Origin of the sequence: Mycobacterium paragordonae (genome assembly GCF_003614435.1) — a bacterium.
Lineage (GTDB): Bacteria > Actinomycetota > Actinomycetes > Mycobacteriales > Mycobacteriaceae > Mycobacterium > Mycobacterium paragordonae.
In genome coordinates, this window is sequence record NZ_CP025546.1 from 2,988,939 (window position 1) to 3,005,727 (window position 16,789).

14 protein-coding genes are annotated in these 16,789 nt (G+C 67.0%); 8 read left to right on the plus strand and 6 right to left on the minus strand.

Annotated features, from left to right (window positions below):
• Positions 1-17 precede the first annotated feature (17 nt).
• Together C0J29_RS13825 and C0J29_RS13830 are read right to left on the minus strand one after the other, a co-directional pair.
• Positions 18-1,217: a lipid-transfer protein gene (locus tag C0J29_RS13825; protein WP_065164764.1), complete on the minus strand. Its 1,200-nt coding sequence runs from the start codon at positions 1,215-1,217 to the stop codon at positions 18-20.
• Positions 1,214-1,657: a Zn-ribbon domain-containing OB-fold protein gene (locus C0J29_RS13830; protein ID WP_120792669.1), complete on the minus strand. Its 444-nt coding sequence runs from the start codon at positions 1,655-1,657 to the stop codon at positions 1,214-1,216. The genes C0J29_RS13825 and C0J29_RS13830 overlap by 4 nt, the downstream gene beginning before the upstream one ends.
• Before the next feature lie 140 nt (positions 1,658-1,797).
• Here C0J29_RS13830 and C0J29_RS13835 point away from each other — a divergent pair, with 140 nt between their 5' ends.
• The 6 genes from C0J29_RS13835 to C0J29_RS13860 all read left to right on the plus strand — a co-directional run bounded on the left by C0J29_RS13835 (position 1,798) and on the right by C0J29_RS13860 (position 9,708).
• Entirely contained in the window at positions 1,798-2,085 is a 288-nt protein-coding gene (locus tag C0J29_RS13835; RefSeq protein ID WP_120792670.1) for a putative quinol monooxygenase, read from the plus strand.
• Between the two features lie 97 nt (positions 2,086-2,182).
• On the plus strand, positions 2,183-4,849 hold the full coding sequence (gene polA, locus C0J29_RS13840; RefSeq protein ID WP_065049128.1) for a DNA polymerase I: 2,667 nt from the start codon (positions 2,183-2,185) through the stop codon (positions 4,847-4,849).
• A 28-nt stretch (positions 4,850-4,877) separates the two neighbouring features.
• Entirely contained in the window at positions 4,878-5,843 is a 966-nt protein-coding gene (locus C0J29_RS13845) for a lysophospholipid acyltransferase family protein (protein WP_065164767.1), read from the plus strand.
• A gap of 121 nt (positions 5,844-5,964) precedes the next feature.
• Complete coding sequence (gene rpsA, locus C0J29_RS13850; protein ID WP_065049098.1) at positions 5,965-7,410, plus strand: 30S ribosomal protein S1; 1,446 nt, start codon at positions 5,965-5,967, stop codon at positions 7,408-7,410.
• 9 nt (positions 7,411-7,419) lie between these two features.
• Positions 7,420-8,634: a dephospho-CoA kinase gene (gene coaE, locus C0J29_RS13855; protein WP_120792671.1), complete on the plus strand. Its 1,215-nt coding sequence runs from the start codon at positions 7,420-7,422 to the stop codon at positions 8,632-8,634.
• 93 nt (positions 8,635-8,727) lie between these two features.
• Positions 8,728-9,708: a DUF2889 domain-containing protein gene (locus tag C0J29_RS13860; RefSeq protein WP_120792672.1), complete on the plus strand. Its 981-nt coding sequence runs from the start codon at positions 8,728-8,730 to the stop codon at positions 9,706-9,708.
• Here the strand turns inward: C0J29_RS13860 and C0J29_RS13865 are convergent.
• On the minus strand, positions 9,694-10,392 hold the full coding sequence (locus tag C0J29_RS13865) for a TetR/AcrR family transcriptional regulator (RefSeq protein ID WP_231513393.1): 699 nt from the start codon (positions 10,390-10,392) through the stop codon (positions 9,694-9,696). The two genes, C0J29_RS13860 and C0J29_RS13865, sit on opposite strands and share 15 nt — an antisense overlap.
• A 39-nt stretch (positions 10,393-10,431) precedes the next feature.
• On the opposite strand from C0J29_RS13865, the gene C0J29_RS13870 reads away from it, so the two are divergent.
• Positions 10,432-10,878: a hypothetical protein gene (locus tag C0J29_RS13870; protein WP_120792673.1), complete on the plus strand. Its 447-nt coding sequence runs from the start codon at positions 10,432-10,434 to the stop codon at positions 10,876-10,878.
• A gap of 16 nt (positions 10,879-10,894) precedes the next feature.
• On the opposite strand, the gene C0J29_RS13875 is transcribed toward C0J29_RS13870, so the two are convergent.
• The 3 genes from C0J29_RS13875 to C0J29_RS13890 all read right to left on the minus strand — a co-directional run bounded on the left by C0J29_RS13875 (position 10,895) and on the right by C0J29_RS13890 (position 14,529).
• Positions 10,895-11,371, minus strand: coding sequence for a DNA polymerase ligase N-terminal domain-containing protein (locus C0J29_RS13875; RefSeq protein WP_120792674.1), 477 nt, complete (start codon positions 11,369-11,371; stop codon positions 10,895-10,897).
• 59 nt (positions 11,372-11,430) lie between these two features.
• Positions 11,431-11,895 (minus strand): ribonuclease FAU-1 family protein, encoded by a 465-nt coding sequence (locus C0J29_RS13880; protein WP_120792675.1) that lies wholly within the window; start codon positions 11,893-11,895, stop codon positions 11,431-11,433.
• An 87-nt stretch (positions 11,896-11,982) separates the two neighbouring features.
• Entirely contained in the window at positions 11,983-14,529 is a 2,547-nt protein-coding gene (locus tag C0J29_RS13890; protein WP_242460431.1) for an FHA domain-containing protein, read from the minus strand.
• A 158-nt stretch (positions 14,530-14,687) separates the two neighbouring features.
• Here C0J29_RS13890 and C0J29_RS13895 point away from each other — a divergent pair, with 158 nt between their 5' ends.
• Positions 14,688-16,655: a serine/threonine-protein kinase gene (locus C0J29_RS13895; protein ID WP_120792677.1), complete on the plus strand. Its 1,968-nt coding sequence runs from the start codon at positions 14,688-14,690 to the stop codon at positions 16,653-16,655.
• Positions 16,656-16,789: the final 134 nt, after the last annotated feature.

Below are 16,789 nucleotides of genomic sequence, written 5' to 3' on the forward strand. Positions count from 1 at the left end.
CGCCGCCGAAACAGGCGCTAGCGGGCGACGATCACCGACGACCCGTGCCCGAACAGCCCCTGGTTGGCGGTGACGCCGACGCGCGCACCCTCCACCTGCCGGCCCGTCGCCTGACCACGCAGTTGCCAGGTCAACTCGCAGACCTGAGCGATCGCCTGGGCCGGAATCGCCTCGCCGAAGCAGGCCAGCCCGCCCGACGGGTTGACCGGGACGCGGCCCCCCAAAGCGGTTGCGCCAGAACGCAATAGCGCCTCGGCCTCGCCCTTGGGGCACAAGCCAAGATGCTCGTACCAGTCCAGCTCTAACGCGGTGGACAGGTCGTACACCTCAGCCATGCTCACGTCCTCGGGGCCGATGCCGGCCTCGGCGTAGGCGGCATCGAGGATCTGGTCCTTGAACACCCGCTCGGGTGCGGGTACCACTGCGGTGGAATCCGTTGCGATATCGGGCAATTCGGGTAGGTGCTGCGGATACTGCGGGGTCACCGTGCTGACCGCGCGCACCGACGGCACACCTTCGAGCGAGCCGAGATGCTTGCGGGCGAAGTCCGCGCTGGCCACAATCAGCGCCGCCGCGCCGTCGGAGGTGGCGCAGATATCGAGCTGGCGCAACGGGTCGGAGACCACTGGGCTGGCCAGCACGTCCTCGACCGAGGATTCCTTGCGGTAGCGGGCATTTGGGTTCTGCAGGCCGTGCTGCGAGTTCTTGACCTTGACCTGAGCGAAATCCTCGGAGGTGGCCCCGTAGAGGTCCATCCGGCGCCGCGCCAGCAACGCGAAGTACACCGGGTTCATTGCGCCGATCAGGTGGAAGCGCTGCCAGTCCGGGTCGTTCTTGCGCTCCCCGCCGACGGGGGCGAAGGCCCCTTTGGGGGTGGTGTCCGCGCCGATGACCAGCGCGACGTCGCAGAAGCCGGCCAGGATGTGCGCACGGGCACTCTGCAGCGCCTGCGAGCCGCTGGCGCACGCGGCGTAGCTGGAGCTGACCGGCACCCCGTTCCAGCCGAGCTTCTGCGCGAACGTCGACCCGGCAATAAATCCTGGGTAGCCGTTCCGAATCGTGTCGGCTCCGGCGACCAATTGGATCTGGCGCCAGTCCAACCCGGCTTCGGCGAGCGCCGCACGGGCGGCCACCACGCCGTATTCGGTGAAGTCGCGGCCCCACTTGCCCCACGGGTGCATGCCCGCGCCCAGGATGTACAGCGGTTCGGGACTCATGAGGCCACCTTCCACGCGTGCACGATGCGTTCTACGCCGTCGTTGTCGCTATACAGCGTCATGGTGGCCAATTCCATCTCCATGCCGACCTTCAAATCCGCGGCGAGCGTGCCCTCAATTACCTTGCCCAGCACGATGATTCCCTCGTCGGCGAGTTCGACGGCGGCGATGGCGAACGGTTCGAACGGGTCCGCGGCGGGGTAGGGCGCCGGGGGAGGGTAGCGGTTCTCGGTGTAGCTCCACAGCTTCCCGCGCCGCGACAGCGGGACCGACTCCAGCGAGTCGCTGTCGCAGCCCGGGTTGGGGCAGTTGTTCTCGCGCGGGGGAAAGACATAGGTTCCGCATGCGGGGCACTTGCTGCCGATCAGATGGGGATGTCCGGCGTCATCGGTGGCGAACCACCCGTCGATGGCCGGTTCTTGGCTGGTGACCTCTGGCACCAGGCCAGATTACTCAACGAAGGCCGGAAAACTGAAACGTGTTCCAGTTGCCGGGACGTCGACTCGCCGGTCACCCGATGAGATCGGCGGACGCAGGGGGTCATACCAGGAAACCGACCACGCATGCGGAGGAGCGTTTCATGGTGATCGTCGCGGGCTTCATCGTCGTCGACCCGCTGAGCCGGGACAACTACCTGGCCAATTGCTCGGAGGTGATCCGGCTGGCCCGTCATACAGCGGGTTGTCTGGATTTCGCGATCAGCGCCGACCCAGTCGATGCGGGCCGCGTCAACATCGTCGAACGGTGGGAGTCGCAGGCCGCCGTCGACGCCTTTCGAGCCAGCGGACCAAGCGACGAGCAACAAGACGCGATAGTTTCCGGCTGCGTCTGCGAGTACGACGTGACCGCCCAGCGGCGGCTGCTGTGATGTCGGCGGCGGTGCCTAGAGTAGGGCCGTGAGCCCAGCAAGGACGGCAGCCGGCACGGCGACTCCCGCAGACACCGCCAACGACAAGCCCACCCTGATGCTGTTGGACGGCAACTCGCTGGCGTTCCGCGCCTTCTACGCGCTGCCCGCGGAGAACTTCAAGACCCGCGGCGGCCTGACCACCAACGCGGTCTACGGCTTCACCGCCATGCTGATCAACCTGCTGCGCGACGAGGCCCCGACGCATATCGCGGCGGCGTTCGACGTATCGCGGCAGACCTTCCGGTCCGAGCGTTATCCCGAGTACAAGGCGAACCGGTCCTCGACTCCCGACGAGTTCCACGGCCAGATCGACATCACCAAAGAGGTGCTCGGCGCCCTGGGTATCACGGTTCTGGCCGAGGCCGGATTCGAGGCCGACGACATCATCGCCACCTTGGCCACCCAGGCCGAGAACGAGGGCTACCGGGTTCTGGTGGTAACCGGCGACCGGGATTCGCTGCAGCTGGTCAGCGAGGACGTCACGGTGCTCTACCCGCGCAAAGGCGTCAGCGAGCTCACCCGCTTCACCCCCGACGCCGTCGTCGAAAAATACGGTCTCACCCCGCGGCAGTACCCGGATTTCGCCGCGTTGCGGGGCGACCCGTCCGACAACCTGCCGGGCATTCCCGGGGTGGGGGAGAAGACGGCCTCGAAGTGGATCATCGAGTACGGGTCGCTGCAGGGGCTGGTCGACAATGTCGAGTCGGTGCGCGGCAAGGTCGGCGACGCATTGCGGGCCCATGTGGCCAACGTCGTCTTGAATCGCGAGCTCACTGAGCTGGTCAAGGACGTGCCGCTGGCACAGACCCCGGACACGCTGCGGTTGCAGCCCTGGGACCGCGACCATATTCACCGGTTGTTTGACGACCTGGAGTTCCGGGTGCTGCGGGACCGGCTGTTCGACACGCTGGCCGCCGTCGAACCCGAAGTCGACGAAGGCTTCGACGTGCGTGGGGGCGCGCTGGAACCCGGCACCGTCGGGCAGTGGCTGGCCGACCACGCCGACGACGGCCGCCGGTCCGGCCTGACCGTGGTGGGCACCCATCTGCCGCACGGCGGGGACGCCACGGCGTTGGCCATCGCCGCCGCCGACGGGGACGGCGCCTACATCGAGACCGCCACCCTGACACCCGAGGACGACGCCGCGCTGGCAGCCTGGCTGGCCGATCCCGACCGGCCCAAGGCGCTGCATGAGGCGAAGCTCGCGATCCACGACCTCCGAGGCCGCGGCTGGACGCTCGATGGAGTCACCTCCGACACCGCATTGGCCGCCTACCTGGTGCGACCCGGCCAGCGCAGCTTCACCCTCGACGACCTTTCGCTGCGCTACCTCAGGCGTGAGTTGCGGGCGGAAACTGCTGAACAACAACAACTTTCACTGCTCGACGACACGGACGGCACCGACGACCAGGCCGTGCAGACCGCGATCCTGCGGGCGCGGGCCGTCATCGACCTGGCTGACGCGCTGGACGCCGAGCTGGCCCGCATCGACTCCACCGCCCTGCTGGGCGAGATGGAGCTTCCGGTGCAGCGGGTGCTGGCGGACATGGAAGGCGTCGGCATCGCGGTCGACCTGACCATGCTCACCGAGCTGCAGAGCCAGTTCGCCGACGAGATCCGCGACGCCGCCGAGGCCGCGTACGCCGTGATCGGCAAGCAGATCAACCTCGGCTCGCCCAAACAGCTGCAGGTGGTGCTGTTCGACGAACTCGGCATGCCCAAGACCAAACGGACCAAGACCGGCTACACCACCGACGCCGACGCCCTGCAGTCGCTGTTCGACAAGACCGGCCATCCGTTCCTGCAGCACCTGCTGACTCACCGCGACGTCACCCGGCTCAAGGTCACCGTGGACGGGTTGCTGAACTCGGTGGCCGCCGACGGGCGCATTCACACGACGTTCAACCAGACGATCGCCGCGACCGGCCGGCTGTCGTCCACCGAGCCCAACCTGCAGAACATCCCGATCCGCACGGACGCGGGGCGGCAGATCCGCGACGCGTTCGTCGTCGGAAAGGGCGAGTACGCCGAGCTGATGACGGCCGACTACAGCCAGATCGAAATGCGGATCATGGCGCACCTGTCGCGCGACGAAGGGCTGATCGAGGCCTTCAACACGGGCGAGGACCTGCACTCCTTCGTCGCCTCGCGGGCCTTCGGGGTGCCGATCGACGAGGTCACCGGCGAACTGCGACGCCGGGTCAAGGCGATGTCCTACGGCCTGGCTTATGGGCTGAGCGCATACGGGCTGTCCGCCCAGCTCAAGATCTCCACCGAAGAGGCCAAGGAGCAGATGGACCAGTACTTCGCCCGGTTCGGCGGAGTGCGTGACTATCTGCTGGCGGTCGTCGAGCAGGCCCGCAAGGACGGTTACACCTCGACGGTGCTGGGTCGGCGGCGCTACCTGCCGGAGCTGGACAGCAGCAACCGCCAGGTACGGGAGGCCGCAGAACGGGCGGCGCTCAACGCGCCGATCCAGGGCAGCGCCGCCGACATCATCAAGGTGGCGATGATCGAGGTCGCAAAGGCGATCAAGGCCAGCGGCCTGGCGTCGCGCATGCTGCTGCAGGTCCACGACGAGCTGCTGTTCGAGATCGCCCCCGGGGAGCGCGACCAGCTCGAGGCGCTGGTCCGCGACAAGATGGGCGGGGCCTATCCGCTGGACGTGCCGCTGGAGGTGTCGGTCGGCTACGGCCGCAGCTGGGACGCCGCCGCGCATTAAAGGCGATCCGCGAACTTAGACTGCTGAGATGTCGGAGGTCGCTGAGCGCCGCCCGCTCCTGCGTTACCCGCTGATGGTGGCGTCGAAAGCGTTCGCCCTGTTGCCGGCGCCGGTGGCCGACGCGTTCCTGGCCGTGGTGGCCCGATTCGTCTACTGGCGCGGTCGCGCCCAGCACCTGAACGTGCTGCAGGATTTCCGCGACAACGTGGACCCGACGGCTCAGTTCTCCACCCGCACATGGCAGCCGGTCCGCGCGATGTACCGGGCACTGGTCCGCAACGCCAACGACGCCATCTGGTTCCTCGCCGCGCCGCACGCCGCAGCGCGGCGGCGCTTCCACATCGCCGACCCGTCACCCATCCATGCCGCGCTCGACGCCGGTCGACCCGCCGGGGTCGGCGCCATCGTCGCCTTCCCGCATCTCGGTTCGTACGCGGCGCTGCCGATCGTGCTTGCGCTCAACGGATTGCCCACCACCGTGGTCGCCAACCGGCAGCGCGCCCTGATGCAGTGGGTGATCACGCGCGGCGCCCAAAAAGCCGGTTTGGAGCTCATCGTCGTCGAACGCACCGCCGGCGTCAGCATCACCTCCGCGATGGCCGATGCCATCAAGCGTGGCCGCATCGTCGCGATCGCCGGCGACTATTTCCGGGCCCGCGAAGGTGCCCGAGAAGGGACGAGCACGGGAATCCAGGTTGATCTGGCGGGCATCAAGCGCCCGATCGGGCCGGGTCCGGCGCTGCTGGCGCTGCGCACCGGCGCGCTGATCGTCCCGGGCGCGGTCTTCCAGCACAAACACCAGCGTGAGCCGGTCTTCGGCCAGCCGATCCCCGCCGAAGTCCCGCTCGGCGGTGACGACCAGAACGTGCGCGACGCGGTGCAGGAGACCTCTCAACGGGTGGCGGACGCGATCGCGGTGTTCATCGAGCGCGAGCCGCAGCAGTGGTTGATGCCCGGCGGACTAGTGTCGGATTCGATCGGGCGCCGCCGCTGACGCAGGGAGGCCCGCCGCTTCGGCGGGGGGCGAGTTTGTCCAGCTTGCGCCCCGTCGAGTAGCCTCAATGGGTAAACCCAAATGTCCCTTCGATGAACCCTGTCCGGAGCAACCCAACAATATGCCGAGTCCCACCGTCACCTCGCCGCAAGTAGCCGTCAACGACATTGGCACCAGCGAGGACTTTCTCGCCGCAATAGACAAAACGATCAAGTACTTCAACGATGGCGACATCGTCGAGGGAACCATCGTCAAAGTGGACCGGGACGAGGTGCTCCTCGACATCGGCTACAAGACCGAAGGGGTCATCCCCGCCCGCGAGCTCTCCATCAAGCACGACGTCGACCCCAACGAGGTCGTTTCCGTCGGTGACGAGGTCGAGGCCCTGGTTCTCACCAAAGAGGACAAAGAGGGCCGGCTCATCCTCTCCAAGAAGCGTGCGCAGTACGAGCGCGCCTGGGGCACCATCGAGGAGCTCAAGGAGAAGGACGAGGCCGTCAAGGGCACCGTCATCGAGGTCGTCAAGGGCGGCCTGATCCTCGACATCGGGCTGCGCGGCTTCCTGCCCGCCTCGCTGGTCGAGATGCGCCGCGTCCGCGACCTGCAGCCGTACATCGGCAAGGAGATCGAAGCCAAGATCATCGAGCTGGACAAGAACCGCAACAACGTGGTCCTGTCCCGGCGCGCCTGGCTGGAGCAGACCCAGTCCGAGGTGCGCAGCGAATTCCTCAACCAGCTGCAGAAGGGCACCATCCGCAAGGGTGTGGTCTCCTCGATCGTCAACTTCGGCGCCTTCGTCGACCTCGGCGGGGTGGACGGTCTGGTGCACGTGTCCGAGCTGTCCTGGAAGCACATCGACCACCCGTCCGAGGTGGTGCAGGTAGGCGACGAGGTCACCGTCGAGGTGCTCGACGTCGACATGGACCGCGAGCGGGTTTCGTTGTCGCTCAAGGCGACTCAGGAAGACCCGTGGCGCCACTTCGCCCGTACCCACGCGATCGGGCAGATCGTGCCGGGCAAGGTCACCAAGCTGGTGCCCTTCGGTGCGTTCGTCCGTGTCGAGGAGGGCATCGAGGGTCTGGTGCACATCTCCGAGCTGGCCGAGCGCCACGTCGAGGTGCCCGACCAGGTGGTTGCCGTCGGCGACGACGCGATGGTCAAGGTCATCGACATCGACCTCGAGCGTCGCCGGATCTCGTTGTCGCTCAAGCAGGCCAACGAGGACTACACCGACGAGTTCGACCCGGCCAAGTACGGCATGGCCGACAGCTACGACGAGCAGGGCAACTACATCTTCCCCGAGGGCTTCGACGCCGAAACCAACGAGTGGATGGAAGGTTTCGACACCCAGCGCAACGAGTGGGAGGCCCGCTACGCCGAGGCCGAGCGCCGGCACAAGATGCACACCGCGCAGATGGAGAAGTTCGCTGCGGCGGAGGCGGCGGACCACGCCAGCGGCGGTCAGTCGTCGTCGAGCAGCAGCTCCTCGGAGAAGTCCGCGGGTGGATCGCTGGCCAGCGACGCCCAGCTGGCGGCTCTGCGGGAAAAGCTCGCCGGCAGCGCGTAACCAGCGCGGATGCTGCGCATCGGGCTGACCGGTGGCATCGGCGCCGGGAAATCGGCGTTGTCGAAGACCTTCTCGGATTGCGGTGGAATCATCGTGGACGGGGATGTCATCGCCCGTGAGGTGGTCGAACCAGGGACCGAAGGACTGGCGTCGCTGGTAGACGCCTTCGGCGAAGACATTCTTCGTCCCGACGGTGCCCTGGATCGACCGGCTCTGGCGGCCAAGGCTTTTGCCGATGAGGAAGAGCGCAAGAAGCTCAACGGCATCGTGCATCCGCTGGTTGCCAAGCGCCGCGCCGAGATCATCGACGCCGTCGCGCAGGATTCCGTTGTGGTGGAAGACATTCCGCTGCTGGTTGAATCGGGGATGGCGCCGCTGTTCCCGCTTGTCGTCATCGTGCACGCTGACGTCGAACTGCGGGTGCGGCGGCTGGTCGAACAACGGGGGATGGCCGAGGACGATGCCCGCGCACGCATCGCCGCGCAAGCCACCGACGACCAGCGTCGTGCCGTCGCCGACATCTGGTTGGACAACTCGGGCAGCCAGGAAGACCTGGTGCTTCGTGCCCGCGACGTGTGGCACAACCGCATCCTGCCGTTTGCGCACAACCTGACTGAGCGTCAACCCGCGCGTGCGGAGGCCCGGCTGACCCCGGCCGACCCGGCGTGGCCGGATCAGGCCCGCCGCATCGTCAACCGGTTGAAGACCGCGGGCGGCCACCGACTGGTGCGGGTCGACCACATCGGCTCCACCGCCGTGGCGGAGCTGGACGCCAAGAACGTCATCGACATCCAGATCACCGTGCCATCACTGGATGTCGCCGACGAACTGGCCGAACCACTGCTGGCGGCCGGCTACCCGCGCCTCGAGCACATCACCCAGGATGCCGCCAAGACCGACGCTCGCAGCACGGTCCCCGGCTTCGATCACAGCGATGATCCCGCTTTGTGGCACAAGCGGATTCACGCGTCGGCCGATCCCGGCCGGCCCACCAATGTGCACATCCGGGTGGACGGCTGGCCCAATCAGCAGTTCGCGCTGTTGTTCGTCGATTGGCTGAAGGCGAATCCTGCTGTGCGCGAAGACTATTTGGCGGTCAAGCGGGCGGCCGACGCGACCGGCGACGGCAACATCGTGCGATACGTGAGTGCCAAGGAACCGTGGTTCCTGGATGCCTACCGACGCGCCTGGGAGTGGGCTGACGCGACCGGCTGGAAACCCTAGCCGCCAGCTGGATGCCCTGGCGCCGGCTGGATGCCCTGGCGCCGCTCGATGCCCTGGCTTCGCGGGTCCGCAAGCCGCCGGTACCGTCGTTTCATGCCGTTCGTCACGGACATCCTCGGCCCGCGAAGGCCCGTTGCCCACTCGGCGCCGCCGCTGGTGGCGGGCCGGAGACGGCGCACCAGCACCATCGACACCCATCCGGACGAGACGGGGGGCTCCGGTCCGATTGAGGCACAGGTAGACCTTCGGGCCCGCGACGCGGACGGTAGCGATGTGTTGGGCGAGGTCCGGGTCAGTGCTCGTCTGGTAGACAACGTCGTCGCGGAGATCTCTGCATCGCCGCAGGCCGGCGATCTGGATCGGCTGCGAGACTGCCGCGTCGGCCGCGGGTTCCGGACGACGCTCGAGACGCTGTTCCCCGAGGACGTGCAGCGCGCCAGCCTGCTCAACCTGCTGCTCGACGATTGGGTCGGGGCGGCCCTGGTCTCGGGATACGCCACTCAGCACGCGGCGATCGTTGTGGGCACAGAGCAAAAGATGCCGCCCGGCGTCGCCGACCGGATGTCCAAAATCTGCGCGGGCTTCGCCCCTGAGGCGTCCTTGATCCGGTACACCCGCCAGCACGACGTCATTCCGACCGGCCGCGGTCCGGTGGCGCCACCGCTGGACGGCCTGCACCCCGTGGAGCCGCTGCGTGCCCGGGGCATGCGCAGGTTCCGTCGCCTCGACGTGTGGCCGGTGGATGACGGCTCCGCGGAGTCGGCGGCTTTCGAAGCGCACTTCCGCGATTCCCATATGGACGACGATCTCGTCGAGACGATCGTGCACGAATACACCGTGGCGGGCCGGGTCGACACCTCGACGCGGACCATCAGTTCGGTCGACGCCGAAGTGCGGGTGCTGCCGTGGCAGGAGTGCCCCGGGGCGATCGCAAGTGCGGCACGCATCGAGGGCATGGCCCTCACCGAATTACGCGACCGCGTACGCGGCGAATTCGTCGGCACCAGTACCTGCACGCATCTCAACGACACGCTGCGCGCGATCGCCGACCTGGACGCGTTACTCCCGCGTTGATGATCTGCGGCCCGGCTGACGCAGATAGCCCATCAGCAATAGGACGATTTCGTCTTCGACAACTTGGAAGACATCCTGGAAATCCGCCCCGTCCGGTGACGTGACGAGGCGGTGCACCAGCGAGTCGATCGTCGCGACGACGACATGCGCGGTCATTCGGCCGGTTCGGACGTCGGGGTGCTGCTCGAGTAGCCGGGCGGCCACGTCCACACCGAACTGTTCCAGTTCGCGCATCCGTGCCAGAAACGCCGGCGCGCGCGGAGCTTCCTCGAACAGCACGCGGTGCAGGCGCGGGTTGTCTCGGTGGTTGTCAATGGCCGCACGCACGAACAACCGCAGCGTGTCGTCGAGCCGTGGTGGCAAGCCACCCGCCAGACGTTCGCCCAGCAACGTCGATCCCGCGTCTACGTGGGCGTCCATCAGTGCCCGTAGCACCGCGTCCTTGTTGGGGAAGTACTGATACAGCGACCCGATCGACAGTCCGGCCTCTTCGGCGATGCGGTTGGTGGTCCCCGCGACGTAGCCATGCTCGGCGAAAACCTGAGCAGCCGCATCGAGGATGCGTTGCCGGGTTTCGGTTGCCCGCCCCTGTTTGGGCTGCTTGCGCTGCCGAAATCGGTCTGTCGGGGTGATCGTCCGTCTCCTGGGTGAAAGCGAGTAGTCATCCGGACCGGATGGTCGCAAAATTAGGTTACCCTAACTAGCCTCGCGAAGGAGCCGGCCGTGCGCACCGTTCACGTCGAAACCACCCTGCCCACCAGCGCCGACCGCGTGTGGTCGGCGATGCTCTCGCCGGCCACCTTCCTCTACGTCTGCAAGGGCATGTTCGGATTCCCCGCGCTCGCCGGACGCACCGAGTCGCTGCGGACGGGTGAGCGTGGCACCGGGTGGCTGATGGCGTTCCATGTGATCCCGGCGTATCGACACACCATCGAGGTCGTCGAGGTTGACCAGCCGACGGGGACCATTCGCACTCACGAACACGGCGGGCTACTCAAAACCTGGAACCACACCTTGCGTGTCGAAGCGCTGCGAGCAGATTCGTGCCGCTACAGCGACACCATCGACATCGACGCCGGCGCGCTCACCGGTGCCGCCGCGGCGATTGCGAACGGGATCTTCCGGTATCGGCAGCGGCGTTGGCGCAAACTCGTGCGGCGCATGTCATGACCTCGTGCGGCGCACGTCATGACAGGGCGTGCGCATTCTCGTCGCGGCGCTTGACCAGCAGCCACGTTTCTTCGGCACCCTCGCGGATCCGGGTCAAGGCGAACCGCCCGCGCAGCTTGTCCCCGCGCAGATGGAACGAAACATGGCCGCAGGCAAGGCCCTTGGCCATGTCGTGGCGAGTTCCGTTGGCGTACGTGCCGTGGTCCCAGACGACGACACCGTCGGGGCCGTGTTCTCCTTCGGGGATCACGCCCTCAAACGCCGCGTACTCGATCGGGTGGTCTTCGGAGCGCCGGGCCATCCGCTGATCCGCCGGGCTCACCGACGGCCCATTGGCGATGGTCCACGACACCAGCACTCCGTCGATTTCCAGGCACAAGTCGTAGTGATCGCTGCGTGCCAGCCGGTGCTGAACGACGAAGCACGGTCCGTCTACAGGAGCGCGGCGCTGCCGGCGATGTCGGCCATTTGGCCCGTAGTTGCTCAGGGACATGGCAATTGGGTACCCGGCCGGTCGCCGGGAAAACTGTGTACTCGACTACACTGCGAGTGTCATTGGGAGGGAATTGTTTTGGCGCCAGAAGCGTGCCACCCGAGCGTCATACCCTTCCTCGTCAGCCACGCAGCCAGGTCATATCCGTTGCGGGCCAACCCATCAATGGCGGTCACCGCGCGCCGGATCGCCAGCTCAGCGACGTCCTGGCTCAGCAACCCCTGGTGCACGGCGTCCAAAAGTTCGTCAACGTCGGCCAAATCCGCACCGCCACCGGTGCGTACCTCGATATCGAGGTAGTGGTCTTCCGAACGCCACACCGTGCGACCGGGGGTGTATTCGCCGATGTCCAGGTAAAAGTCGTGGTTGCGCTCATGACCTGGGTTGAAGTGAAACACCGTGGCGCGCAGACCCAGTGACGGCAGCAACCAGGATTCCAGATAGTGAAATTGCTCGCGGCCCGGTGTGGGGCGAGCCAGATACAGCCCCCACGGATGTACGGCGTACTCGTCGACCGCCCGCACAATGCCCTTCGGATCGGTGTTGGTGCGGGCGGCCAGGTCGAATGTCTCGTGCTTCGGCGGATGGATAGTCAGACTCTACCTGCGCCCTCATCTGCGCAGGCGAAGTTTCCACCGCACAAAGCAGGCATAGAACACCGACAACCCGACGAGCATCCCCATGTCCAACAACCAGATCTTGGACGTGTGCTGCCAGAACCTGTCCTGGGGGACGAGGGAGCCCGGAACCAGCGACCGCACATCGACGGTCGACGCGGCCGCGGCGTAACCCCAGCGTGCCGGCACCACCGTGGAAACCTGTTCCAGCACAATCCGATTGGTAACCGGCACCATGCCGCCGCACAGCACCAGCTGCGCCATGATCGACACCACGAACAGCGGCATGATCTGTTCGGTGGAACGGACCACCGCCGAGATGCCCAGTCCCAGCAGGGCCGAGGCCACGCAGGTAGCGGCCACGGTGAGGAACAACTCGAAGGTGGCCGCGACGTTTCCGTGCCCCAGCACCAGCCCGCCGCGGGTCGGCGCGCCCTTGCCTCCGACGACGATGGCCGTGGCAATCGCCGCCTGCAGCACGGCGAACACACAGAACACCGCCGTCTTGGCCAGCAGGTACGCCGTCGTCGACAAACCCACTGCCTGTTCGCGCTGGAAGACCGCCCGTTCACCGACCAGGTCGCGGATGGTCAGGGCGGTGCCCATGAAAGCCGCCGCCAGCAGCAGCAGGTTCAGGATCTGCGCGGATTCGTCCGGCGTGCCGCCGTGCTCTCCGACCGCGCGGAATCCGTTCGAGCCGGGCACGGTCAGGGATAGGGCGCCGAGAATGAACGGCAACAGTGCCAGGAACACGAAGTAGGCGCGATCGGCCACCACCAACCGAACCTGCCGCCGGGCGACGGTCGAGATCTGCCGGCGCAGGCTGGTGTGCACCGGCTCACCCAGGTCGGCGGGGGCGGAATCCGGTCCTGGTCGTTCCTGCGACTGGCTCCGTTCCAGGAATCGGCGGTTGGCTTCGGCAGGGTCGGCGCCCACCTGGCTGAAGATCTTGGCCCAGTTGGTGGTGCCCATCGCCCCGCCGATCTGGTCGGGCGGCCCGGAGTACGCTGTCTTGCCGCCGGGCGCGACCAGCAGCAGCTGATCGCAGATGTCCAGGTAGGACAACATGTGCGTGATCACGATCACCACCCGGCCGGCGTCGGCCAGCTGGCGCAGCATCATCATCACCTGGTGGTCGAGGGCGGGGTCCAGCCCCGATGTGGGCTCGTCGAGGATCAGCAGCGACGGCCCGGTGAGCAGTTCGAGTGCCACCGAGGCCCGTTTGCGCTGGCCGCCCGAGAGCTTGTCCACCCGGGTGTCGGCGTGTTTGGTCAGGTCCAATTCTTCGAGAACCTGGGCCACCACCCGCGCGCGGTCGGATTTGCTGGTGTCCGGCGGCAGCCGGAGTTCGGCGGCGTATCCGAGCGCCTGATGCACGGTCAGCTGGCGGTGCACCACGTCGTCCTGGGGCACCATCCCGATCCGGCTGCGCAGTGACGCGTATTCGCCGTGGACGTCATGACCTTCGAAGCTGACAGAGCCTTTGCTGGGTCGGGCATACCCGGCGATAAGCCGGGCCAGCGTGCTCTTTCCGGCGCCCGACCCGCCGATGACGGCGGTCAGGGTTCCGGGCCGAGCGGTCAGGGAGATGCCGTCGAGCAGCTGTTTGCCGTTGTCGACGGTGTAGTTGACCCCGCGTACCTCGAGACCGCCGGTGCGGGTCGCAGTATCGCTGCGCGGGACGAGTGTGCCGTCGCTGAACTGCAGGTCGACGTTGCCGATGGTGACCACGTCACCCTGAGACAGGATCGCCGAGCCGACCCGGGTGCCGTTGACGAACGTGCCGTTGACGCTGCGATCCTGGATCTCGGTGCCCAGCGGTGTCGTTCGCAGGGTCGCGTGCTGGCGGCTTGCCAGGACGTCGGACACGACGATGTCGTTGTCGTTCGCGCGGCCGATCGTGATGGCGCCGGTCGACTTCGGAGCCCCGGAGATTGCGCCCGAGCGCGGCGACAGAATTCTCACCATCCGCGTGGCCAGGCCCGATACGTCTGCGGACTTGGCGTCGATGACCGTCACATCGGCGGGCGGGGGCCCGACATTGACGGTGGTGACTTCCTCGGGCGGCATCGGTGGAGCCGCCGGGCGCCTGGGCGGCGGCGGGACCGGGCGGCCATTGGACTGCGGTGGCGCAGGACGCGGTGGGCTGACCGACCACGCCAGGGTGGGCGGCCCGCTGTCGTGGCGGGCCCGATTGTTGAAGGTGCTGGGTGGCCGGCCTGCCGGCCCGCGCTGGCGGCCGATCTCGAAGGTGAGGCGCGGCCCCGCGGGATTGCCCACGTTGATGCTCTGGCCGTCATGGATATCGACGACGGGCATCCGGTAGCCGTTGACGTAGGTGCCGTTCAGCGACCCGTTGTCGATCGCCAGCCAGCGGCCCTGGTCGAACCGCAGAATCAGGTGCGCGCGGGAAATGCGGGGGTCCGGGATGCGGAGATCGGCGTGCAGATCGCGCCCGACAACCACCTCATAGCCTGGGGCGAAGGAACGTTGGAACCCGTCATGCCGAATGGTCAATGCCGGCGGGGCTGGTCGACTCACCACTCCTAGATTAGCCCGCTCGTGAGTTGCTGGTTGTGTCTCAGCTGTGACGTTCCTATGTGTCCCGGGCGGTCATACATAGCTGTTTCATAGCTTGCATCCCGTCCTGCGCCAATGCTTTTCGTGCATCATGCCAATGGAGGAGGGGGCATTTGCGGATGGAAGAACGACCTGGCGCCACCCGGCGTCTCAAGGCTGGGCTCAGGGCCGGCCGCGGGCTTGTGACAACTGTCACGCACCGTCGGCGCCGGGTCCTCGCGTCCGGCCCCGCGCCCGACCTCTCGGTTCGGCCGGGAATGGCCCGCGGCGCGTCGTTCGCCGGCTACACGATCCTGCGGCAGCTCGGCGCCGGTGGGATGGCCGAGGTGTACCTCGCCCTGCATCCGCGGTTGCCCCGCCGTGACGTGATCAAGGTGCTTGCCGAGGCGATCACCGCGGACACCGAGTTCCGCGAAAGATTCAACCGGGAAGCCGATCTCGCGGCGACGCTGTGGCATCCGCACATCGTCGGCGTGCACGACCGTGGCGAATTCCAGGGCCAACTGTGGATCTCCATGGACTACGTCGAAGGCACCGATGCCTCCCGCCTGGTGAAAGAGGCGCACCCGCAGGGAATGCCGGTCGGCGATGTGTGCGCGATCCTGGAAGCCGTTGCCGGAGCACTCGATTACGCCCACGACCGCGGGCTGCTGCACCGGGACGTCAAACCCGCCAACATCCTGCTCACCTACCCCGAAACCGACCCGCACAGCCAGGAGCGTCGAATCCTATTGGCGGACTTCGGTGTTGCGCGTCACCTCGCCGACATCAGCGGAATCACCCAGACCAATGTCGCGGTCGGAACCGTCGCCTATGCGGCGCCGGAACAACTGGCGGGCTCCAACATCGACCGGCGCGCCGACCAATATGCCTTGGCCGCCACCGCGTTTCACCTGCTCACCGGTGCGCCGCCATTCCGCAACCCCAATCCTGTCGCGGTCATCAGCCAGCACCTACACGACGAGCCGCCGCGGCTCAGCGATTACCGCCCGGATCTGGCTCAGTTGGATGACGTGTTCGCCAGGGCGCTGGCCAAGAATCCGGAAGAGCGGTTCGAGCGGTGCCGGATGTTCGCCGCCGCGGTCCGTGCGGGTTCAGATGAAGCCTGCGAAGCTGATTCGCCCGAGCCGCCGCTCGCTCAGGTAGCCCCGAGCCGTCGCGTTCCCTCGCGCGTCCGGATGGCGGCCGCGCTGGTGTGTGCCGTCCTCATCGCCGTGGCCGCCACCTGGTCGACGCTGTACAGCTTCGAACCCGACCCATCCCAGCCCAACCCTGCCCTGGCTGCCCGGCCCGCCGCACCGGCGCCTTCCGCGGCAGTGTCCGCACCGTCCGGCAGGGTGCTCGACGGCATTTACCGGCTCGACCTGAACCGGGCTAAGCGCACCACCAACGGCACCCCCATTCGGCACGACGGAGGCACCACCAACTGGTGGGCGTTCCGGTCCGTCTGCACCCCCGGCGGGTGCGCGGCCACCGGGGTTCGGCTCGACGACGCCACTCATCAGGTGGCTGACACCACCGACGGCGGCGAGACCGACACGCTGAAGTTCGCCGCCGGCTACTGGCAGGGAGCCTCCCAGCAGATCCGGATCAGCTGTCATCAGGCGAACCAGACGGCACAGAACACCCAGCAGGAGACCGTGGCGCTCTCGCTGGCCCTGCAGTCTGACGGCACCCTGCGCGGGGTGCAGACCGAGACGGTAGGCAGCAACGAATGCGGCGCCCAGGGAGCGGTGCTGCGGGTGCCGGTGGTGGCGACGCGGGTGGGTGACGTGCCCCCGAATCTGCCTCTCGGTGACCCGGCGCAGGTGATGGGCGCGGCCGCCGTACCGGCCACCCGTCCGATGCCGCCGGTGCTGAGCGGAAGTTGCAGCGACGTGGACAAGCTCGGCTACGACCAGACCAGTAACGAGCAGGTCGTCTGCGAGGGCGGCGTGTGGAGCAAGGCGCCGATCACGACCGGCGTGCACTCCGCCGGCAGTTCGTGTGACCGACCGGACATCCCCGTTTTCGCCATGTCCGCATCCAGCGACGGCTACCTGATCGAATGCAACCCGGTCACCCGGGTGTGGGCCCGGCACAGCTGACCTGGGTCCGATCCTGTCGGACGGCAGGTGAAAAGCCGCCCCACGACTGCCATCTGGTCTTCTCCGGGCGTGTCCTCTTGGCCCTTTTCGTGGATCCCAAATGAATTCTTCGCATCCCCGAGCAAAACTAGATC

Coding starts and splice junctions, on each gene's coding strand:
- C0J29_RS13825 (WP_065164764.1), bottom strand. CDS start 1,217: ATGAGTCCCGAACCGCTGTACATCCTGGGCGCGGGCATGCACCCGTGG.
- coaE (WP_120792671.1), top strand. CDS start 7,420: ATGCTGCGCATCGGGCTGACCGGTGGCATCGGCGCCGGGAAATCGGCG.
- C0J29_RS13860 (WP_120792672.1), top strand. CDS start 8,728: ATGCCGTTCGTCACGGACATCCTCGGCCCGCGAAGGCCCGTTGCCCAC.
- rpsA (WP_065049098.1), top strand. CDS start 5,965: ATGCCGAGTCCCACCGTCACCTCGCCGCAAGTAGCCGTCAACGACATT.
- C0J29_RS13845 (WP_065164767.1), top strand. CDS start 4,878: ATGTCGGAGGTCGCTGAGCGCCGCCCGCTCCTGCGTTACCCGCTGATG.
- C0J29_RS13875 (WP_120792674.1), bottom strand. CDS start 11,371: ATGTCCCTGAGCAACTACGGGCCAAATGGCCGACATCGCCGGCAGCGC.
- C0J29_RS13895 (WP_120792677.1), top strand. CDS start 14,688: ATGGAAGAACGACCTGGCGCCACCCGGCGTCTCAAGGCTGGGCTCAGG.
- polA (WP_065049128.1), top strand. CDS start 2,183: ATGCTGTTGGACGGCAACTCGCTGGCGTTCCGCGCCTTCTACGCGCTG.
- C0J29_RS13835 (WP_120792670.1), top strand. CDS start 1,798: ATGGTGATCGTCGCGGGCTTCATCGTCGTCGACCCGCTGAGCCGGGAC.